The following is a 19,673-nucleotide window of genomic DNA, read 5'->3' as shown; positions in this document are numbered from 1 at the left end:
GGCGTCGCCGCCCGCCGCATCAAGGCACTGGGGGGATTATTCTTCCGTCACCGAACCGCGGGTGAGCATCTTCTCGCGGGTCTTCTTGGCCGCGTCCACGCTGGCATAGGGCCCCACGAGCACCCGGTACCATTTGCCGCCGTTCAGGTTGGTGGCCACGACCTTCACCGGCAGGCCCTTCCTCTCCAAACGCTGCGCCCTGCGCTCGGCCTTCTCGCGCGACTGGAACGAGCTTTCCTGGATGGCGTACGAACCCTTGCCCGTTTTGCGCTGCACCATGTTCTGCGAGGGCTTGTCGTCGTCCGCGGGTTGCGCAACCGCGCCGCGCACCTGATTGGCCCGCATGTCCGCCACCTGCTGGGCGGCCTTGAGATCCTGGTCCTGCTGGCGCGGCGCCGTGCGCGCCAAAGAAGCGGGCAGCGCGCCGCGTCCCTTCTGCTCATCCAAAGTGGCCAGGGCCTGGCCCTGATTCACGCGCTGGAAGGCCATGTCGAGCAGCTTGTGCGTGGTGGCGGCGCGGGCGCCGGCGCTGCGCGCGCCGAGAACCACGGCCACGATGCGCGTATCGCCGCGCTTTGCGGTGACCACGTTGTTGTAGCCGGAGGCCTGCACGAAACCGGTCTTGAGCCCGTCAACGCCTTCATAGGTGGTCAGCAGGCGGTTGGCGTTGTGGTGATTGTGGTTGTTGTGCACGTAGGTGGTCATGGAATGGAAGGTCAGCGCCTGGGGAAAACGCCGCAGGTAGCTGGTGGAAAGCTTCAGCATGTCGCGGGCGGTGGTGAGCTGCCCCTCGGCGGGCAGACCGTTGGGATTCTTGAACACCGTTTCGGTCATGCCCAGTTCGCGGGCTTTGGCGTTCATGGCGTTCACGAAAGGATGGTAGTCCTCGCCGCCGGAAAGGTGCTGCGCCAGGGCGATGCAGGCGTCGTTGCCGCTGGCCACGGCGATGCCCTTCATGAGTTCGCGCACGATGACGCGCTCACCCGGGCGGATGTTCATGCGCGAGCCGCCCGCAAGCGAAGCCTGCGGGGTGACCAGCACGGTGTCGGTGAAGGAGAGACGGTGCTCCTGCATGGCCTCGAAGGCCAGGTACAAGGTGATCACCTTGGTGAGCGAGGCCGGGGGAATTTGCTGGTCGGCGTTCTGCTCGTAGAGGATGCGCCCGGTTCCAAAGTCCATGGCGATGGCTGATTTTGCTCCCAGTTCGCCGTAGGAGGAATGGCGCGCCGCCTGGACGGGTCTTGCCGCCAGCATGATGAGCAGCATTGCGAGGAAGAGAACTCTGCTTTTTTCGCGCATGGCTATCCACTGGGTTGGAGGTTTTTCGGCCCGCATCCGGCGCCTTGCAGATGGGTTATGCTATCCCCGGAACAAAGGACTGGCAACCCCGGATCGTTTTGGCCGCGCGGGAGCCAGACTGGCGCCCAAGCCGAGAGCCCTTGCAAGGCCTCGTTTGCTGTGCCCGCCGACGCAATTTGTTATAGTGATTCTTTAAGAAATGTCTAGGCATATTTTCCATCAGCTGTCAACGGATCGCCTCTTTTTTTGGCAAAATACTGACAGTAACCGCCATGCTGGACAAAGGCTCGTCGCCGTCATACATGCTTTCCGTTAGCTTCGTCATTCATTTCCTTGTTGCCCTGGAGACACATGATGCTTTCCTGCCCTGCCCTGCCCTGGCCTCCGCGCGTGCTCGTCGTCGAGGACGAAAGCATCATCGCCCTGGCCACCACAGCGAACTTGAGGCGAATGGGGTGCGAGGTGGTGGCCACTGCGGCCACAGGCCAACAAGCTGTTGATTTTGCTGTGCGAAAACGGCCAGACGTTGTCCTCATGGACATCATGCTCGAAGGTTCCATGGACGGCATCGAAGCCGCCACGCGCATCCGCGAGCGCCACCCCGACATGCCCATCATCTACTGCACGGCATACACCGATGTCGGCACACGCGTGCTGGCCGCCAGAACCAACCCCAGAGCCTTCATGGGCAAGCCTCTCGACTACGGCGCGCTCAAGGACCTCATCGACGATCTGCAATGAACAAAAAAATTCTCTCTTTCGCCCTCGCCGGCCTGCTGTTGAGCCAAAGCCCGGCGCTTGGCGCCGGCGCGCAGCCGCAAACAGCACCGGATTCCGCGGACGCGGCGCAAAACGCCACCGTGCCGACGGATGCCGACGGCTTGGCGCAGTATCAGGTTTTGCGTGAGTATTTTGAATGGCAGACGGCCCTGGACGACAGGCTGCCCACGGTGTTTTCGCGGCGGGTGCGCGACGAGGAGACCATGGCGTTTTTGGCCGCGAGGGAGACCGTCAACCGCCGGGGACAGCTGGAGCGCTTCCGGCAGGCCAAGGTGGACTTGAGCGGCCTCGTGTTCAAACGCATCACCGCGGACCCGGACCTGGCGCGCATCCAGGTCACAGGGCACTACAGCTTCACCATCTCCCCCGTGGTGCAAACCGTGGAGGAGGACGCGTTGTTCGTGCTGCTGCCCGAAATGGGCAAGTGGAAAATCTACGAGCGACGCGAGGGCTGGCGCTAGGCTTACATGCCTCCGCCCGCGCGACGCGGCAAAGGCGTGTCGTCGACCGTACGGTTCGACGCCGCCGTCTGCTCCCGGGGCATCGCGCCCTGTCCATCCGCCTCCAATCCGGCGTCCTCCGCAAGAGGCTGCTGTCCCGTCTCCGGCCCGGCCACCACGACGCGGTTGCGCCCGCCGTTCTTGGCCAGATACAACGCCTGATCCGCCAGGGACACAAGCTCCCGGCTGCGCGCGCCCGGGGCCAGTGCGGCCACGCCCGCACTCACGGTCAGGCGGACCTCCCCTTGGTTCTCGCCAAAATTGCGGACCTCCATGCGGGCGCGGATGCGCTCCGCAAGGAGCGCGGCATGGTCGCGGCTGGTGTGCGGCAAAATGACGGCGAATTCCTCTCCGCCATAGCGCGCGGGGAAGTCGGTGCTGCGCAGGCTCTCCACCAAAAGGGAGGCGGTGCCGCGCAGCACGGCGTCGCCGGTCTGATGCCCGAAGGTATCGTTGACGCACTTGAAGTGGTCCAAATCCATAAGAATAAGCGACAAGGGAAGATCATAGCGGCCATGGCGCTGGGCCTCTTCCTCCAGACGCTCCTCAAAGCGGCGGCGGTTGCCGATCTTGGTCAGCCCGTCGTGGTCGGCCATGCTCTTGACCTGCCGGAACAGGAAGGCGTTGCGCAAGGCCAGCGCCAGGTGGTTCACGGCGGCGTTCAGGGTCTGCACCTGGTCCTTGGCCAAGCGCAGCCCCTTGTGGGTCATCAGCGCCAGGCAGCCGAAGCTTTCTCCGCCGGCGGCCAGGGGCAGCATGAGCAGCCGGCCTCCGGTGGGCGGCGGCGTGGGCCGCATGTGCGCGCCGGGGGTCAGGCAGATCTGGCGGAAGTCGGACACGGGCGAGCCTCCCAGGCGCTCTGCCGCGGCGGAAAGGATCTCTTGCCAGGCGGTGTTCTCCTCCGGTCCCATGACGCAGTGCATGTACATCTCCGCCTCGAGCCCCGGCCCATTGGCGGCGCGGTTCCAAAACACGGCGCACAAGACATCCACCGGCAGCAGATGCCGCAGGTCCGTCTTGGCCTTGGACAGGATCGTGGCGGTATCGAGAGAGGCCGAGGCGCGCGAAAGCACCCGGTTCAGAAAGCTCAAGTTGTTGCTCTTGCGCTCCAGCAGCTCGCGCTCAAGCATGACCTCGTCGGTCTTGCGGCGCAAATCGGCGGAAAGCGAATCGAGCTCGCGCACGCGCAGCAGCGCGTCGCGCACGTTATAGCGCGTCAAAGGCGCGCGCACGGCGGTCAAAAAGCCCTCCGCCAGCACATGCTCGGTCTCCACCGGCTCGGCGCCCTCGGGCAGGATCAGAATCCGCCGCAGCGAGTCCATGGCCCGGCAAGCCTTGCGGCGGGATTTTGGCATCGCGCTCCACACGGTCTGAGGAATCCACGCGGCTTGGCTCTGGCCTTCGTTTCCGCGCATCCAGGCCACGGCATCGGGGGGCAGATTACGCAGGGTGAAGCCCGGTCCGGCGCTTTCCTCAACGGTGGCCGCGGTGTCTGGATCAAGACCAAGACCCCACATTATTTCAGGATGTTCTGTTCTATGCATGACCAAAAGCCTCCAGGTGACGGGCTGCGTACAGAGCCGATCTTGCAAGAAGGAGGCCAGCGGCAAGCAGTGCCGTGCGCCGGTGCGGATCATGCCGCCCGGCTTTGACAAACGACGGCAAGTGTGGCTTGGTGCGGACATGGAAAAGCCCCGCGTCTTCGGCACTCTGGACCCCTTCATGGAGGACGGGCCGATACTTGGCCGCCGGGTGGCCAATGTGGGCTTTCTGCGCGCGCTTTTGGCCCGCGATCCCTTCGAGGCCTATCATTTCTTTCTGTCCGACAAGGCCCAGCGCGACTCCGTGGCCAAGAACCTCGCGGACCTCGCCCCGGACATCGCCCGGGCCGGGCGCTTTCGCCTCATGGACCGCCGCGACCTGCCCGCCCGCCTTGCGGACACGGCCTACGCCTGCTTCCACCAGTCCGACTGCATCAATTTTCCCACGCACATAGCCCGGCTGCGCAACGCATACAGCCCGGAGATCTTCCCCATCACCGGACCGGTGCATTCCCTCTCCTACCCGGACTACCCCGTGGCGTTTCTGCGCCACCTGTGGGCAGGGGCCACCCCGCGCGACTGCATCATCGCCACCTCCGAGGCCGGAAGGCTGGCCGTGGAGGGCTTCTTCACGCACCTGCGCGCAGGCTACGGCCTGGAGCACCTGAAGGGTCCCAGCATCCGCCGCGTGCCCCTCGGCCTGGACGCGGAGAGCCTGGAAGCGCCGCTGCCCGGCCCGCAGCAAAAGGCCGAGCTGCGCCAGCGTCTGGGCCTGCCAAAGGACCGCACCCTGGTGCTGGTGCTGGGACGGGTGTCGCATGCGTCAAAAATGGACATGCTTCCGCTCATCCGCGCCATGAGCCGCCTGTTCGCGGAAGCGCAGGACAGTCCCGCGCCCCTGCCGCGCGCAAGCGTCGCCCTGGTGGTGGCAGGCTGGGCCGAGGCAGACGACCCCTTTCCGCAAACCCTGGTGGAGCTCGGCAAACGCGTCGGGCTGCTCGTGCACCTGGACCTGCGCCCAGGCGAGCGCCGCAAGAACGATCTGCTGACCGCCTGCGACATCTTCGCCTCCATCGCGGACAATCCGCAGGAGACCTTCGGCATCACCCTGCTGGAGGCCCAGGCCGCGGGCCTGCCCGTGGTGGCCTCGGACTACGACGGCTACCGCGATCTGATCGTCCACGGCGAAACCGGCCTGCTGGTGCCCACCACCGGGCCGGAGCCCAAGGACGGGGACGACCTTGTGGACAGGCTGGCGCCGGTGCTTTTCGACAACCAGTATCACCTGCTGCTGGCCCAGCGCACCGTGGTGCACACCCCGCAATTGGCGCAGGCCCTGGCCGCGCTGCTCGCAAACGCCCCCTTGCGCCAGCGCATGGGCCAGGCCGGGCGCGAACGTGTGCGCCGGCATTTCCTCTGGGCAAACGTCATCGAGCAACACCTGGCGCTTTGGGACGAGCTGCGCGCGCTGCCCACGCCGGACATCGCGACCCTGCGCCACATTCCACACCCGCTGCATTTGCCCTATGCCCGCGTGTTCGCCCCCTACCCCACGCGCACCCTGGGCCCGGCCGACAGGCTGAAGCCCGGACGCGCGGGCGCGGCCCTCTTGGCCGGACGCGAGCACCCCGTGCTGTATGCCGGGCTGGACAGCCTGCTGCGGCCCGAGGCCATCCGCAAACTGGTGTTCCTGGCGCGCAGGGGCGAGGCCGCCGACACGCTGGCCGGGCGTTTCCGCGAACTCTGCCCCGAAGTGGACGCCGAAGCCGCCGCGTACCATATTCTTTGGGCCCTGAAGCACGACCTGCTGGAGCCGGAGGGCTGAAGCCCATGAGCCGGAGCGTTCTGCACCACGCGGCCCTGCCGCACCGGGGCGGCGCCGTGCGCGTGGCCCGGCTGCTGGCCCTGGCGCAGCTTGAGGCCGGGCTGGACGCGCGCCTCTCCTACGAAGTTCCGGAAAACGATCCCGAAGCGCTGACCGCCGATGCCCCGCCCGACTCCATTCCGCTTTGCGGCCCCACGCTCCCCGGCGACCTGGGCCAAGCCTGGACCGCAACGCCGGGCGACGCCCACCTGCATCTGCACACCAGCACGGACTGGCCCTCGCTGCTCGCCGGGCTGCAGCCATACGCCGCGAATCGGCGCATCCTGCTCACCCTGCACGATGCCACGCCCCTCACCGGCGGCTGCGCCTACCCGTTGGACTGCCCGCACTTTCCCGCCTGCGCCGACCCCTGCCCGCGCCAATTTCCGGACGCCCGCGCCAGGCAAAACGCCATCGCCGAGCTGCTGACCAGTCTCGCGCAGGTGTGCGCCCTGCGGCTCGTGAGCCCCTCGCGCTGGCTGGCCGGGCTGGCCCGGCAGGTCTGGCCCGAGCTTCCGCCGCGCATCATCCCCAACGGCGTGCCCTGGCCGGAGCTGGGGGATGTTCCGTCCCGCGCCAAGGCGAGGCAGGCGCTCGGCATTGCGCCGGGAGCCCGCGTGGCGCTGTTCGCGGCCCATGGCGGCGCGCGCGCGGCGTACAAGTCCGGCCCGCGCTGGCCAAGCTACTGGCAACGCCTGCGCGAGGCTCTGCCCCAGGCAACGGCCTTTGCCGTGGGCGGCGACGAAGCCGGGACCCGGGACGGCCTCACCACCTGGCCGTACGTGGACCGCGCCAAGCTGCGGCTGCTCATGCGCGCGGCCGATGTCCTGCTCTATCCCACCCTGGCGGACAATCATCCTTTGGTGCTGCTGGAGGCCGCGGCCATGGAACTGCCCGTGGTCAGCTTCGCCACGGGCGGCGTGCCGGAAATCCTCGTGGACCGCCAGACCGGTCTGCTGGTTCCGCAAAACGACGCCGAGGCCTTTCATCTGGCGGCGTGCGCTCTGCTGGGCGACCCGGCCCTCTCCCGCCGCCTGGGGCAAGCCGCGCGCGCGCATGGCGCAAAACGCTTCACAGCCGTGCGCATGGCTGCGGACTACGCGGAATTTTTGGCGTAACCGTCGTCCCGCAAGTTCCTGCAACCAAATAGCCTTTGACGCAGCCCCGCGAATGCCGTATTTGAGCCCTCACATTCGGCACTCTGCGTTTCGCATTGTTTCAACAAATTCAGCATGTTCGAGGTTCACGCATGAGCAAACTCGCAACCCTGCCCGGTGACGACATCCGCCAAATCATGTGGCGCTACACTGACCGCTTTGAACTGCAGATGGTCGTCCAGTCCGCGCGCGGCGTGGCCCGCGGCCATGTGGCCCGCATGGTGGCCGACGGCGTGCGCAACACCCACGAGTGGACCGAGCGCAAGAACACCCTGCTCGACGCCTTCGACGCCTCGGGCCTGACCGCGCTCTACATGGACACCACGCAGGGCGGCTACATCGACGGGCCGAAAAATTTCGCCCTCTGCCTCACCACCTTCGAACTGTCGTGGGTTGACGCCGGTGCGGCCACCTGCGGCCTGGCCACCAACCTGGCTCTGGCCCCCATCCACGAAAAAGGCACCCCGGAGCAGCGCGACCACTACATGGCCATCGCCTGCCCCGGCGAAGGCCGCCAGACCAAGCGCGGCGCCTTCGCCCTCACCGAGCCCCTGCCCTATGTCGGCGTCGACACCGGCATTCTGACCAGCAAGGTGCGCGTGGCCGAATGGAAGGACGGAGAGGAGCCCATGCTCCAGGTCGACAAGCGCGGCCGCTTCATCACCGGCATGGACTTCGCCGACTTCGTCACCGCCGCCGTCATCAGCGACGACGAGCGCATCAAGGGCTCCTGCATGGTGATCCTTGAGGCGGAAGACCCCGGCACCTTCGACCGCGGCGCCGTGACCAAGAAGATGGTGCACCAGCTCTCCAGCACCTGCGACCCCATCCTGAGCCTCCAGGTTCCGGCCAGCCGCATCATCGGCGGCTACACCGTGAAGGACGGCGTCATCATTCCCAACTACAGCCACGCCGAAATCATCGGCTCGGTGTTCCACCGCACGCGCATCCCGGTCGGCGTCATGACCTCGGCCAAGCTGCTCTCCGCCGTGGAGCCCATCATCCGCTACCACCGCGGCCGCTTCCGCGGCGGCGACGCACAGCCCGGCACCCCCCGCTTTGAGCAGGGCCTGCAGATGAAGGAAGACGCCGTGCAGCGCCTGGCCGACCTCTGGGCCGTGGGCGAAGCCGGCTGCTCCCTTGGCTTCGACGCCGCGCGCAAGGCCGACCTTCTCGACCCCCTGGAAAAGGAGAAGGAAGCCCAGTTCAAGGCCCAGGGCGTCACCGGCCCGCGCGCCCAACTGAGCGCCCTCAAAAAGATGGAGCCCCTGGTCCTCGAATACCTCGACCTGGCCTTCACCCCCGAGGCCGAGCGCGACGCCGCCCGCTTCGCCGAATTGTCCGCCGACGTGTTCGTGCAGAGCATCGTCCTCGACGCCGAGACCAACGTGCTCATTCCCGCCTGCAAGCTCTGGTGCCCGGGCGTTGGCGCAAACATGATGCGCGAGGCCGTGGCGCTCGTGGGCGGCTACGGCGTCACCGAGGACTGCCCCGGCTTCCTGTTCCAAAAATGGACCGACACCCAGCTTGAGGCCACCTACGAAGGACCGGAAGTGGTGCAGCGCCGCCACATGACGGCCACCATGGCCAACCCCGTGTTCCTGGCCCTCATGGGCCACTGGATCGACGAGCTCGACGCCATGGCCGAGACCTGGCCCGCCGCTGGCACCAAGTCCCTGGCCCAGTCCATGCGCCTGTGGCTGTGGACCCTGAACCACCTGCAGAACGCCAAGGATCCCGAAGGCAAGAAGCTCTACAGCGGCAACCGCCAGGGCGTCACCTTCCCCCTGGCCGATGCGCTGGCCTGGCTCGTGGCCGCCCGCTCCTTCGTGGACGACGTGCGCGAACTCAAGGACAAGGGCCCGGAGAATCCCATGCTGGCCGAGAGCCTGGACGACACCGTGGGCTTCTTCGCCGACCTCGCCACCATCCAGAACGCCCGCACCGCCGGCGAAGTGGGCCGCCTCTGCGCCGAGCTCGTGTACGGCTACGCCGCCGAAGCGCCTGCCGACGAATTCGCCGCCCTGCGCGCCAAGCTCGACGCCAGCCTGGCTGGCGCGCGCCTCGCCCGCGACCGCGCCGGCGAAGCCATCAGCGGCGTCATGATCCCCGAGGCGCTGGACTACCCGATGTAGAACAGGCCAAAGCAAGCGAAAAGAAGCTTCAAGGGGCCGGCGGGACTATTCCTTCCGGCCCTTTTTTCATGGCGCCAGGGCCGGTTCATGGCGCATGCGCTCCCGGTTGACTCGCCAGCCCCCCCCGGATAAAGAAGTGCAAGCCGTCGTGCCAGCGTCGCGGGTGCGAGCCCGCAGCGCTTCTTTTTTGTTCCGGCGGCCCACCTGCCCACGCACGAGGAATCCGCATGACCGACGAGAACACCAGCGCCCCGGCCGGGGGCGAATTGCCCGAGGGTTTTGAACGCCAGCGCATGGACGTGGACATCGCCTGCGTCGGCTTTGGCCCGGCCATGGGCGGCTTTCTGCACACCCTGTCGCAGGGGCTGATGAACGAGGACGGCACCCCGGTGGCCGAAAGCAAGGCCATGCCCGGCATGCCGCCCCAGGTCATCTGCTACGAGCGCGCTGACGACCTCGGCTTCGGCGTTTCCGGCGTGGTCACCAAGGGCCGCGGCATCCGCGCCAACTTCCCCGATCTCGACCTGACGCAGATTCCCCTCGCCACCGAAGTGAAGCACGAAGAGGTGCTTTATCTGCTCGATCCCATCGGCGCGAGCCGCCGCCCGTTCTTGATGCGCGCGGCGGACAAGGCGCTTCGGGCCTTCGGCATGGCCAAAGACCACGCCTTCACCCTGCCCTATGTGCCGAACTTTCTGCGCAAGGAGCCGGGCATCCTGCTCTCCATGGGCCAGTTCAACCAATGGGCCGGCGGCCAGATAATGGCCCAGGGCCAGGCGCAGATCTGGCCCGGCACCCCCGTGGCCGAGCCCATCCTGTTCGACAAGGTCGTTGCGGGCGTGCGCCTGCAGGACCAGGGCGTGGACAAGCAGGGCAACCCCGAGGCGGGCTTCATGCCCGGCATGGACATCCGCAGCCAGCTCGTGGTGGTGGGAGACGGCCCGGTGGGCGCCGTGGGCCGCAAGCTCGACGAGAAGCTCGGCCTGCCGCTTGGCAACCACGCGCGCGAATGGGCCGTGGGCATGAAGATGGTGGTGGACCTGCCCGAGGGCTGCGGCCTCAAGGAAGGCACGGTGCTGCACACCCTGGGCTACCCCGAGCCCGGAATTTTCGGCTTCCTCTACGTTTACCCCGGCAATGTGGCGAGCCTGGGCATCTTCGTGCCCTCCTGGTTCGACAGCCCGGTGCGCACGGGCTACCGCTACCTGCAGCACTGGATGCAGCATCCGGCCCTGTGGAAGCACCTGAAGGGCGGCCGCATGCGCTCCTGGGGGGCGAAAAGTTTGCAGGAGTCCGGCAGGAAGGGCGAACCGCACCTCGTGGGCGACGGCTTTGCCCGCATCGGCGAGGGCAGCGGCACCACCAACGTGCTCACGGGCTCCGGCTTCGACGAGGCCTGGACCTCGGGCGTGCTGCTGGGCGTCAGCGTCCTTGAGCTGCTCAAGGAGGACAAGCCCTTCACCCGCGAAAATCTCGACAAGACCTATGTGCGCCGCCGCCGCGACTCCTGGCTGGAGCGCGAGGCCGTCATCGCCGAAAAGGCCCGCGACGGCTTCCAGACCGGCGTCATCCAGGGGCTCATCGGCATGGCGCTCACCGGCCTGACGGACGGCAGGCTCAATTCGCCCGGCATGTCCAAGAAGCCGCACGAGCGCATCCCCAGCATCGAATCCTACTACCAGGGCCGCATTCCGGCCGACGAGATCGCGGCCATCCGCAAGGACTGCACCCAGAAGGGCCTGCCCCTGCACGGCGCGCTCATGGACCGCGCGGGCTGGCCCAAGATCGAACACGACGGCCAGCTGCTCGTCTCGCACCAGGACGCGCTGCTCATGGGCGGCAAGGTCCAGGCTCCCGCGGGCTACCGCGACCACGTGACCTTCAAAAGCCACAACGTGTGCAAGGCCTGCGACGAAAAGGTCTGCATCGAGGCGTGCTCCGGCCAGGCCATCAGCACCAATCCCGAGGGCGGCGCGCCGCTGTTCGACCGCGAAAAGTGCGTGCACTGCGGCGCGTGCATCTGGAATTGCAGCAAGCCCTCGCCGGAAGGCGGCGAGTCCGCCAACGTGGACTTCCAGGCGGGCGCGGGCGGCCTGCACTCCGCGGAGAACTAACCCGCGAAAGAGGTGGGGCCGGTCATGCAGATTCTCATCATCGTTTCGAGCGACAGCCCGGAAATCAAATGGAACGCCGTGCGCTTCGGCAATGTGCTGCTCGAGGAAGGCGAGGATGTCTCCCTGTTTTTGAACGGTCCGGCGGTGGATCTGTACGCCGGCGACTCCGAGGTCTTTCCTCTCCGGCAGCAGGCCAAGATTTTCGCCCTCGGCGAGGGTGCGCTGGCGGCATGAGGCAAGTGCCTTGACCTCCACGGCGTGGAGGAAGACGAACGCATCAGCCGCTCCAACATGAAGACCCTCTCCGCCCTGGTCAAAGCGGCGGATAAGATACTGAACTACTGACGGAGCCGGGAGCATTTCGGCTCTCCCGGCAAACCAACCCCTTCCGCAAGGAGCTTACATGAAAGGATTGCAGATCGTGGTGCTCGGGTCCATCGTGCCCGACCCCTTGCAGACCCTGGAGCCCATTGCCGGCCCCACCGGCCCTGCGCTCAAGAACGAGATGATGCTGCCCGCGGTGCTGGACCCCTGGGCCGCGTGCGCGCTTTTCGAGGCCGCCAACCTCGCCAAGAAGGTCGAGGGCAAGGTGCATCTCGTGGCGCTGGGCCCCAAGGCCAAGCTGCAGCAGGTGATGATGAGCGTGGCCCAGAAGGTGCCCTTCGAGATCGTGGTGCTGGACGGCCCTGCCGGCGGCTTTGCCGACGCGGCCGAGACGGCGGCGGCCCTTGCTGGCGCGGTGGAGAAGATCCCCGGCCTGGACAAGAGCAAGCTGCTGCTGTTCGGCGGCTGGCAGTCGGCCTCGCGCAGCACGGGCGCGGTGCTCCAGATGGTGGGCGAGCTTTTGGGCATCACGGACCAGTTCCAGGGCGTGGACGAGATCGCCATAGCCGACGACGGCTCCTTTACCGTGCTCGAGCGCATCGAGGGCGGCAGCTACCAGAAGTCCTCGTGCCAGGGCGCTCCGGCGCTGCTTGGCTGGGCCACGGGCAACCTGCCCGAGCCCCCCAATAATCCGCAGGTGGGCATGCAGAACATGCGGCTCATCATGCCCGCCCTGGCCAAGGCCACGCCCGCGCCGCTTGGGGGCGAGGGGCTCAAGTACGCCAGCGTCGAGCTGCCCAGCCAGCGCCGCGAAACGCGCGTGGTCAAGAACGCGTCGGTTGACGACATCGCCCGCGAGCTCGCGGACTGGATCCGGGCCTAGGCCCGGGCGCATCCTCATAAAGGAGCGGAATATATGAAAGTGCTTTTCCTTGCGCATACGGAGAGCGACGGCGGCCTGGGCAAGGCCGCGGCCGAGGCCCTGGGCGCGGCCAAGGGTCTTGGCGGCGAGCTCGTGGTCGGCCTGTTCGGGGCCGAAGTGCAGAAGGCCGCGGACAGCGTGGCCGGCTGCGGCGCCGTGAAATTCTACGGCGTGGCCGGGGCGGACTTCGCCACCGCGCGCTACGGCTCGGACGCGGCCGCGGCGGAAGCCATCGCCAAGGCCGCCGGGGCGGAAATCATCGTGGCCCCGTCCACCTCGCGCATGAGCCGCGTTGCCGCCGGCGTGGCCCAGCGCCTGGGCGCCAAGGTCGACACCCGCCTGACCGGCCTTGAGGCTGCGGACGGCAAGGTCACGGCCACCCGCTGGTTCTACCGCCAGCGCATGCTCGGCAAGATCGAGCGCGACGCCCGGCCCTGGCTTGTCACCGTGGACACGGGCTGCTTCGCCCCTTGCGAGGCCGCCGGTTCCGCCACGGTCGAAATGCTCTCCGTCACCCCGGCAACGCGCAGCCAGGTGGTGCAGATCATCGCTCCGGCCGCGGACGCGCAGACCATCCGCCCGGACGCCAAGCTGCTTGTGGTGGCTGGCGCGGGCTGGGGCAAAAGCCAGTCCGACGGCCAGAAGCACGTGGACGAGGCCGCCCGGCTCATCCTGGGGCTGCTCTCCGCCACGCAGGCCTCCCTCGGCAGCTCCAAGTCCCTGGTGGACCAGAGCGGCGAGGGCGCGGCCCTGCCCTTCCTCACCCACATGCACCAGGTGGGGCAGACCGGCTCCACCCCGCGCCACCCCAAGGGCCTGGCCACCTGCTGCCACGGCGAGGAACCGCACGTGGTGGGCTGGCGCTTCATCGGCGAACGCCGCGCCATCAACCTGGACGCCAACTGCGGCTGGGCCCAGGGCAAGGCCGACGTGCTCTACGTGGCCGATGCCTTTGCCGTGGTCAGCAAGCTTGTGGACCTGCTGAAGTAGCCTGCAACCAAACGCAAGCACATGCGCCGGGGTGGGACCAACGTCCTGCCCCGGCTTTTTGTTGCGCCGCCGCCAGGCCGCGCAGTTTCTCTTCTATCCGCCAACGCCGTTGACAGCCCGCCTTCAGCCCGCTAGTCCTTGATGCGCTTCGCTTCACGCCTTGCGCGACATTACGTATGCCGATTTCTCAAATCCGGAGGAACGATAGATGAGCACAATCACCTTGGACTGCAAGGGCTTGGCCTGCCCCGGGCCGGTTCTGCGCTGCATGGACTGCCTGGAGAAAGACGCACCCCTGGCGCTGATCGTGCTGGTGGACGACCCGGCCGCCCTGGAAAACGTCACGCGCCTGCTTTCCGGCAAGGGCTTTGCCGTGACCTCGCAGCAGGACATGAGCGTCTGGACCATCAGCGCGACCCGCGCCGCCACTCCCGCGCAGCAAGCCGAGTCCTGCGCCGCCGTGGCCGCCGCCGCATTGGGTCAGCAGACCACCGTGTTCATCACCGCCGAGACCATCGGCAAAGGCGACGACGAACTGGGCGGCAAGCTCATGTTCAACTTTCTGGGCACCCTGCCCGAACTGGGCGAGAAGCTCTGGCGCATCGTGCTGGTGAACGGCGGAGTGAAGCTGGCCTGCGAAGGACACCCCTGCCTGGAGAAGCTCGAAGCCCTGGCCAGGTCCGGCGTGTCCATCCTGGTCTGCGGCACCTGCCTGGGCTTCTTCGGCCTCATGGAGAAAAAGAAGCTGGGCGAGACCACGAACATGCTTGATGTGGTGACCAGCCTGGATATGGCGGCCAAGGTCATCCAGGTGTAGCTCTCAAAACGCGCGCCGCCGTCTCTGGAGCGCCCCCTCGGCGCAGGAGCAGCCCGGGGCCGCGCCGACCACGCCCGTGGGACTTCGCAAAGCAAATCGCCGGAACAGGGACGCTCCCTGCTCCGGCGATTCGCATTGGCGCCAGCGGACGATTTGTGCCGGTTATTCGCCGCAGCCCGGCGTCTGTATGCCGCTGCGCGACGACGGGGCCTGGGCTTCCTCGCCCTTGGCCAGGCGGCAGCAGGTCCAGTGCAGCTGGCGGCGCATGTCCTCCAGCAGTTGCCGGTCCAGGGGCGGCAGGTCGGACGGAGCATCCGTTGTGGCTCCAGCACCCTTGATGATGCTGTGCAACAGCCCGGCCAGCTCCAACGGCGCGGCGATCATGGCGCAGTGCCCGCTCATGAGGGCGTGCATCTCATAGCCCTCCGCGCCTGCGCGCGCGGCCATGGCCCGCAGCATGGGATTTTTTGCCGGAATGCAGCTGATGTAGGTCCGTTTGGCCGCGCACGGCGCGCTGGTCTCCGGATAGGGCTCGGTGAAGGCCGCCTTGGGAAAGAGCCCCAGGCGCTGCTGGAACCATGGCAAAGCCTCCGCGCCAACGCCGAATGACGGCAGCGGCCAGGGGCGCACCAAGCCATCGCCCGCGTCGTGTTCCGCCAGCATTTTCGCAAAGGGGCAGCCGCCCATGTCGGCAAAGGACTTGCCGGGCTGCGGCAGCACGCCGTCCACCAGCACGAGCCGCGCCACGGTTTCGGGTATGGCCTCGGCCACGGCGGAGCAGATGAGCCCGGCATAGCTGTGCCCCACCAGCACCACGTCGATGAGCCCCTCGTCCGCGATGTACTGCACGATGTCGTCGACGTAGGCGCGCAGGCCGGCGCGCGGGTCCGGCCGGTGGCGATGGTGCCCGCAGCCGGTCAGGGTGGGGCGGTGCGCCGTGTGGCCGCGCTCGGCCAAGGCCTCGGCCACCCACTTCCAGACCCAGCCGCCCTGAAATGCTCCGTGCACAAGAACGATGGTGGCCATAGATCCTCCTAGCGGAACCGCTCGTCGGCCTTGCAGGTTTCCGCGGCCTCGGCCTTGCCCGCAAACCAGCCGATGCGCTCGGCCTGCCAGGAATCGAAGGCGGGCACATAGGGCTTGATGTCCAGCACCGGCGTGCCGTCGAGAATATCCACATTGCGCAGGCGTACCAACCCGCCCGCTTCGCTCAGCTCCACCCCGGCAAGCTCCAGCACGGAAAGCCCGATGGCGTTGGGCCGCTTTGGGGAGCGCGTGGCGAAGATGCCGTGGTCCGTTGTATCGAGAAACGGCCGCACCAAAAGCTCGTACCCGCGTATCTGGTGCAGGTGATACAGCACGATGACGTGGGAGAAGCCCTCCAGGTCCTTCAGCCCTGCGGCGTACTCCGGCGCCACTTCGATGTGGCCGAGGATGCCGCGCGCCCCGGTGGGCTGTATGGGCATGCCCTGGACCATCGCATGGGGCGAGCGCAGCGTGCCGATGGGCTGATAGGCCACCGCCGCCGCGGGGAAGCCCTCAAGGGCCGCTTCTTCGGCGCGATGCGGGAGAGTCACGCGCTCACCGCCTTGCGGCCGCGCCGCCCGAGCAACGCCAGCACCCCGGCGAGCAGCAGCAACCCCGCCCCTGCGGCGAACTGCGCGGGCAGCATGGCCACCCCAATGCCGAACAGGAAGATGGGCAGCGGCCGGGTCACGAATTCGCGCAGCCCAAGGCGCACGGTCTTGCCCTCATAGCCGTAAGGATCGGGACGGACCTGACCGAGCCCGACATCGACCAAGGCCAGCACGGCCACCGCCGCAAGGATGAGAAGAAAGATGGAGTACGGCATATTGCCTCCTGTCACCCAGACATTTCAAGTCTTGTGCCGCCGGGCATATTGAGAAACATTCAATTATTCCAGCGCTTCCACGTTTTCTGCCACCACACGCCACCTACACTTTTGTAGATCCAATGCATTTTTGCATTCCTGCTTCTGTAGCAGTGGCCGCGTTCTCACACGCAATTACAATTTCGCGTGACATTATGCGCATGTTGACACTGTTTTTCCGAGACTGTTATGCACCAATCCTAAGCCTTGCGTCTATTGTATTCGCAATACTGTCACGCAAAATGTTATACACGTGTGTTGGCACGCACGTTGCTTTTCTCCAGGGCACTCAAAGCGGGGGTATGATGACGGATACCAGTGGAATTGAGCAACGAGTGCTTGCGTTGACGTCGGAGTTGGAAAACGAGGCCATCGTCGATCTGCTGGGCGCCATGCGCGGGCTTCTGCGCGACCGCGGCGTGGACCCGGGCTGTGAACGGGCGAGGGACCCGCGCCCCTCGCGCATGTTCTTTGTGCCGGAGGGCGTGCGCTACCTTGACGGCATGCAGCTGGAAGCCCTGACCAGGGCCATCGACACCTGGGCCGCGGCCGCGCGCACGCCGCAGATACGCCTCTCGCGCCTGCGGCTCAGGCTGGTGTACTTGATGCTGCGGCACTCCGGCGCAAAGGTGGGCGAGGTGCTCACCCTGGACGACACCAGCGACCTGGACTTCGAGGCCAACGAAGTGGTCATCCGCGGCGCCGGGCCGGACGAACAGGACCGCCGCGTCGTGCTGCCCAAATCATTCATGGACCAGCTGCGGCGCTTTCTCGAAACGCCGGAGGCCCTCAGCCTGCGGAGCCGTGTGTTCCACCTGGACCAGGGCTTCGTGCGCCGCAAGATCAGCGAGCAATCAAGCCGCGTGCCCTTCTCGCGCGAGCTGCTGAACCCGACGGTGCTGCGCCACTCGCGCGCGGTGGAGCTTTTGCGCCAGGGCGTGCCCCTGCCCGTGGTGCAGCGGCTGCTGGGCCATGCCAGCGTGGTGCTCACCTCCGGCTATTATGCGTTCTCAGAGGGCGACAGCAAACGCATCCTGAATCACTACATCCAGAAGGAGCCCGGCATGAGAACCAGCGCCCGCAACACGTTTCTCGGCATGGTGACCGGCGTGCGCGCCGGAGACGTGCTCACCGAGGTGGTCCTCAAGACCAAAAGCGGCAAGGAGATCGTGTCCGTCATCACCAACGACAGCGCAAGAAATCTGGGCATTTCCGAGGGCAAGAACATCGCCGCCATCGTCAAGGCGCCCTTCGTGCTGCTGGCCAAGGAGGAAGGCCGGGCGCTCATGAGCGCGCGCAACCGCTTTCCCGCCACCATCAACAAGATCCACGGCGACAGCATTTCCGTGGAGGTGACCGGCACCCTGGACGACGGCACCACCATGTGCGCCCTCATCACCGATGAATCCGTCGACACCCTGTCCCTGAAACTGGGCGACACGGTCTGGTTCTTTTTCAAGGCCATGAGCGTCATCCTCATCGCCGAATAACGGCTCACTCAACCTTCGACATAGGAGTCCCCCATGCGCAAACGTTTCGCCTCCATCCCCGCCATCGTCCTCGCCCTTGCCCTGTGCCTGACTCCGGGCATGGCCTCCGCGGCCGAGCTCACCGTCTCCGCGGCGGCAAGCCTCACCGACGCCTTCAAGGTCATCAAGGCGGCCTTTGAGAAAGCCCACCCCGGCACCACGGTCACCACCAACTTCGCCGCCTCCGGCCCGCTCCTGCGGCAGATCGAAAACGGCGCTCCGGTGGACGTGTTCGCCTCCGCCGACGAAAAAACCATGGATCAGGCCGTCGGCAAGCATCTCATCATGCCCGGCACCCGCATCGACTTCGTGAAGAATTCCCTGGTGCTCATTCAGCCCGCCGACTCCAAGGTCGTGGTGAAGAGCATCGCCGACCTGACGCAGCCTGGCGTCAAGCGCATCGCCCTGGGCAACCCGGAGACCGTGCCCGCCGGACGCTACACCAGAGAGTGCCTGACCAGCGCCAAGCTGTGGGAAGCCCTGCAGCCCAAGCTTGTGCCCGGCGAGTCCGTGCGCCAGACCCTGGACTACATCACCCGCGGCGAAGTGGACGCCGGCTTCGTGTTCGCCACCGACGCCAAAATCGCCGGCGCCAAGGTGCGCCTGGTGCAAGAGGCCGCGACCACCACGCCCGTGACCTACCCCATCGCCGTCGTCGCCACGAGCAAGAACCCGCTGGCCAAGGCCTTTGTGGACTACGTGGCCGGCCCTGAGGGTCAGAAGGTCCTGCACTCGTACGGATTCAAGAAGCCGTAGCGGCGCGGCAGTAGAAAAGGGAGAGCCCGGGGCGCAGCCACCGGGCTCCGCTCATGAGTTCACCATTGCTCCGGGTCCGGGGGCGGCCAGCCCCCGGCCGCCGGAGGCGCATCCAGGCGCGCCGCCCGCGTCGCCTGAAGAATCCAGAGGCGCCGCCCCTGGAACCCGGTCAAGGGAAGAAAGGGAACACCTGGCTGGCTTGCCCAAAAACGTCGATGGGGCGTGGAGCAAAAAAGCTCCGCGCCCCGTTTTTTCTCCCTCTACCTTCCACGCATCCCCCCGGTTCAACAGGTCATCCACGCAGTAGCCGTACCAGTCCCTGTCGCCACCCTTTGCGCCCATGGGATCCAAGACGGTGAAGCGACCGGTGTCCGCGTCGTAGTCGCGCCAGACAAAACATGTAGAGCTGGTGTCGGCTTTAAAGAACCCCCCGCAAAGCTCAGCGGCAGCCGCACCATATCGCCCCCAATCTGCAAAAGATTGCCGAAGCTCTTGTCTCACATTGTTTGTATAATGTATCTTTCGAGGCCAGCAAGAGCCATCGTCGGCCCAAGCTATGGAAATAGATGAGGAACGAGTCTGCGCCGCTAGTAAAGCCCACAGGTGCGCGGCCACCATGCTCTACGTCGTAGGCCTGCCGTCACCACTCGCACTCGTCGTTGGATTCCGAGAGCCTCAGTGGCTCGAGCCAGCTACAGGCTTCCACCATGCGCTCGCCTACGCGCTTTTCCGTGCGCTGGCCGTAGGCGTCGTAAGCGTACTCACGGCACCGACCGTCGGGCATATCCACCGCCAGCAGCAGGCCCAAAGGATCGTCGTTGTACTGCGTTGTGCGACCTCTTTCGACCTTCAGGTTCCGAAAACCAGCGCTATTGTGACGTGCTGAACGGCCCCTGTCTGCCCCGGCCGGTCGCCTAGGCTGTAGTAGCTGTAGCGCCGTTCGCCGCGGAAGCGCAGCGGGTTGATGTCGGCAAGCCATCGGCCTTTGCCGTCATACCGATAGGACTCAAGCAGACCGCTCGCGCCATCGGTGAAGCAGGCAAGGCGGCCTGCG

Annotated in this window: 17 protein-coding genes; 12 read left to right on the top strand and 5 right to left on the bottom strand. The window is 66.5% G+C overall.

What is annotated here, in order from left to right:
* Positions 1 to 36: 36 nt before the first annotated feature.
* Positions 37 to 1,299 carry an SPOR domain-containing protein gene (locus ACYQ4W_RS14080; RefSeq protein WP_459857848.1) on the bottom strand — a complete coding sequence of 421 codons (1,263 nt, stop codon included), beginning with the start codon at positions 1,297 to 1,299 and terminating at the stop codon, positions 37 to 39.
* Between the two features lie 351 nt (positions 1,300 to 1,650).
* Between ACYQ4W_RS14080 and ACYQ4W_RS14075 the strand changes: the two genes are divergently transcribed.
* Positions 1,651 to 2,040, top strand: a complete 390-nt coding sequence (locus tag ACYQ4W_RS14075) for a response regulator (RefSeq protein WP_459857846.1) — start codon at positions 1,651 to 1,653, stop codon at positions 2,038 to 2,040.
* Positions 2,037 to 2,540, top strand: coding sequence for a hypothetical protein (locus ACYQ4W_RS14070; RefSeq protein ID WP_459857844.1), 504 nt, complete (start codon positions 2,037 to 2,039; stop codon positions 2,538 to 2,540). The genes ACYQ4W_RS14075 and ACYQ4W_RS14070 overlap by 4 nt, the downstream gene beginning before the upstream one ends.
* Before the next feature lie 2 nt (positions 2,541 to 2,542).
* Here the strand turns inward: ACYQ4W_RS14070 and ACYQ4W_RS14065 are convergent, their stop codons facing one another.
* On the bottom strand, positions 2,543 to 4,123 hold the full coding sequence (locus ACYQ4W_RS14065) for a GGDEF domain-containing protein (protein ID WP_459857842.1): 1,581 nt from the start codon (positions 4,121 to 4,123) through the stop codon (positions 2,543 to 2,545).
* Between the two features lie 139 nt (positions 4,124 to 4,262).
* Between ACYQ4W_RS14065 and ACYQ4W_RS14060 the strand changes: the two genes are divergently transcribed.
* The 8 genes from ACYQ4W_RS14060 (at position 4,263) to yedF (ending at position 14,443) form a co-directional block, all read left to right on the top strand.
* Positions 4,263 to 5,945: a glycosyltransferase family 4 protein gene (locus tag ACYQ4W_RS14060; protein ID WP_459857840.1), complete on the top strand. Its 1,683-nt coding sequence runs from the start codon at positions 4,263 to 4,265 to the stop codon at positions 5,943 to 5,945.
* A 5-nt stretch (positions 5,946 to 5,950) separates the two neighbouring features.
* Positions 5,951 to 7,102: a glycosyltransferase gene (locus ACYQ4W_RS14055; protein WP_459857838.1), complete on the top strand. Its 1,152-nt coding sequence runs from the start codon at positions 5,951 to 5,953 to the stop codon at positions 7,100 to 7,102.
* A gap of 131 nt (positions 7,103 to 7,233) precedes the next feature.
* Positions 7,234 to 9,276 carry an acyl-CoA dehydrogenase family protein gene (locus ACYQ4W_RS14050; RefSeq protein ID WP_459857836.1) on the top strand — a complete coding sequence of 681 codons (2,043 nt, stop codon included), beginning with the start codon at positions 7,234 to 7,236 and terminating at the stop codon, positions 9,274 to 9,276.
* A 227-nt stretch (positions 9,277 to 9,503) separates the two neighbouring features.
* Positions 9,504 to 11,390: an NAD(P)/FAD-dependent oxidoreductase gene (locus ACYQ4W_RS14045; RefSeq protein WP_459857834.1), complete on the top strand. Its 1,887-nt coding sequence runs from the start codon at positions 9,504 to 9,506 to the stop codon at positions 11,388 to 11,390.
* A gap of 24 nt (positions 11,391 to 11,414) precedes the next feature.
* A complete protein-coding gene (locus ACYQ4W_RS14040; RefSeq protein ID WP_459857832.1) occupies positions 11,415 to 11,735 on the top strand; it encodes a DsrE family protein in 321 nt (106 codons plus the stop codon).
* A gap of 58 nt (positions 11,736 to 11,793) precedes the next feature.
* Positions 11,794 to 12,597: an electron transfer flavoprotein subunit beta gene (locus ACYQ4W_RS14035; protein ID WP_459857830.1), complete on the top strand. Its 804-nt coding sequence runs from the start codon at positions 11,794 to 11,796 to the stop codon at positions 12,595 to 12,597.
* A gap of 33 nt (positions 12,598 to 12,630) precedes the next feature.
* Positions 12,631 to 13,626 (top strand): electron transfer flavoprotein subunit alpha/FixB family protein, encoded by a 996-nt coding sequence (locus ACYQ4W_RS14030; protein ID WP_459857828.1) that lies wholly within the window; start codon positions 12,631 to 12,633, stop codon positions 13,624 to 13,626.
* Positions 13,627 to 13,834: 208 nt separating this feature from the next.
* Positions 13,835 to 14,443: a sulfurtransferase-like selenium metabolism protein YedF gene (gene yedF, locus ACYQ4W_RS14025; protein WP_459857825.1), complete on the top strand. Its 609-nt coding sequence runs from the start codon at positions 13,835 to 13,837 to the stop codon at positions 14,441 to 14,443.
* 162 nt (positions 14,444 to 14,605) lie between these two features.
* On the opposite strand, the gene ACYQ4W_RS14020 is transcribed toward yedF, so the two are convergent.
* The 3 genes from ACYQ4W_RS14020 to ACYQ4W_RS14010 form a co-directional block, all read right to left on the bottom strand.
* A complete protein-coding gene (locus tag ACYQ4W_RS14020; RefSeq protein ID WP_459857823.1) occupies positions 14,606 to 15,469 on the bottom strand; it encodes an alpha/beta fold hydrolase in 864 nt (287 codons plus the stop codon).
* An 8-nt stretch (positions 15,470 to 15,477) separates the two neighbouring features.
* The gene (gene tsaA / locus ACYQ4W_RS14015; RefSeq protein ID WP_459858561.1) at positions 15,478 to 15,921 is read right to left on the bottom strand and encodes a tRNA (N6-threonylcarbamoyladenosine(37)-N6)-methyltransferase TrmO; all 444 of its coding nucleotides are present in this window, start codon (positions 15,919 to 15,921) and stop codon (positions 15,478 to 15,480) included.
* 95 nt (positions 15,922 to 16,016) lie between these two features.
* Positions 16,017 to 16,295 carry a hypothetical protein gene (locus ACYQ4W_RS14010; RefSeq protein WP_459857821.1) on the bottom strand — a complete coding sequence of 93 codons (279 nt, stop codon included), beginning with the start codon at positions 16,293 to 16,295 and terminating at the stop codon, positions 16,017 to 16,019.
* A gap of 374 nt (positions 16,296 to 16,669) precedes the next feature.
* On the opposite strand from ACYQ4W_RS14010, the gene ACYQ4W_RS14005 reads away from it, so the two are divergent.
* A complete protein-coding gene (locus ACYQ4W_RS14005; RefSeq protein ID WP_459857819.1) occupies positions 16,670 to 17,824 on the top strand; it encodes a TOBE domain-containing protein in 1,155 nt (384 codons plus the stop codon).
* Positions 17,825 to 17,857: 33 nt separating this feature from the next.
* Positions 17,858 to 18,619, top strand: a complete 762-nt coding sequence (gene modA, locus ACYQ4W_RS14000; protein WP_459857817.1) for a molybdate ABC transporter substrate-binding protein — start codon at positions 17,858 to 17,860, stop codon at positions 18,617 to 18,619.
* Positions 18,620 to 19,673: the final 1,054 nt, after the last annotated feature.

Source organism: Humidesulfovibrio idahonensis (assembly GCF_054657715.1).
The sequence above is the reverse complement of the archived record's forward strand: the minus strand, read 5'-3'. Positions and strand labels throughout refer to the sequence as shown.

Excerpts from the sequence above, each read along its gene's own strand:
- ACYQ4W_RS14080 (WP_459857848.1), bottom strand. The coding sequence starts at position 1,299 with ATGCGCGAAAAAAGCAGAGTTCTCTTCCTCGCAATGCTGCTCATCATG.
- ACYQ4W_RS14075 (WP_459857846.1), top strand. The coding sequence starts at position 1,651 with ATGATGCTTTCCTGCCCTGCCCTGCCCTGGCCTCCGCGCGTGCTCGTC.
- ACYQ4W_RS14070 (WP_459857844.1), top strand. The coding sequence starts at position 2,037 with ATGAACAAAAAAATTCTCTCTTTCGCCCTCGCCGGCCTGCTGTTGAGC.
- ACYQ4W_RS14065 (WP_459857842.1), bottom strand. The coding sequence starts at position 4,123 with ATGCATAGAACAGAACATCCTGAAATAATGTGGGGTCTTGGTCTTGAT.
- ACYQ4W_RS14060 (WP_459857840.1), top strand. The coding sequence starts at position 4,263 with ATGGAAAAGCCCCGCGTCTTCGGCACTCTGGACCCCTTCATGGAGGAC.
- ACYQ4W_RS14055 (WP_459857838.1), top strand. The coding sequence starts at position 5,951 with ATGAGCCGGAGCGTTCTGCACCACGCGGCCCTGCCGCACCGGGGCGGC.
- ACYQ4W_RS14050 (WP_459857836.1), top strand. The coding sequence starts at position 7,234 with ATGAGCAAACTCGCAACCCTGCCCGGTGACGACATCCGCCAAATCATG.
- ACYQ4W_RS14045 (WP_459857834.1), top strand. The coding sequence starts at position 9,504 with ATGACCGACGAGAACACCAGCGCCCCGGCCGGGGGCGAATTGCCCGAG.
- ACYQ4W_RS14035 (WP_459857830.1), top strand. The coding sequence starts at position 11,794 with ATGAAAGGATTGCAGATCGTGGTGCTCGGGTCCATCGTGCCCGACCCC.
- ACYQ4W_RS14030 (WP_459857828.1), top strand. The coding sequence starts at position 12,631 with ATGAAAGTGCTTTTCCTTGCGCATACGGAGAGCGACGGCGGCCTGGGC.
- yedF (WP_459857825.1), top strand. The coding sequence starts at position 13,835 with ATGAGCACAATCACCTTGGACTGCAAGGGCTTGGCCTGCCCCGGGCCG.
- ACYQ4W_RS14020 (WP_459857823.1), bottom strand. The coding sequence starts at position 15,469 with ATGGCCACCATCGTTCTTGTGCACGGAGCATTTCAGGGCGGCTGGGTC.
- tsaA (WP_459858561.1), bottom strand. The coding sequence starts at position 15,921 with ATGGTCCAGGGCATGCCCATACAGCCCACCGGGGCGCGCGGCATCCTC.
- ACYQ4W_RS14010 (WP_459857821.1), bottom strand. The coding sequence starts at position 16,295 with ATGCCGTACTCCATCTTTCTTCTCATCCTTGCGGCGGTGGCCGTGCTG.
- modA (WP_459857817.1), top strand. The coding sequence starts at position 17,858 with ATGCGCAAACGTTTCGCCTCCATCCCCGCCATCGTCCTCGCCCTTGCC.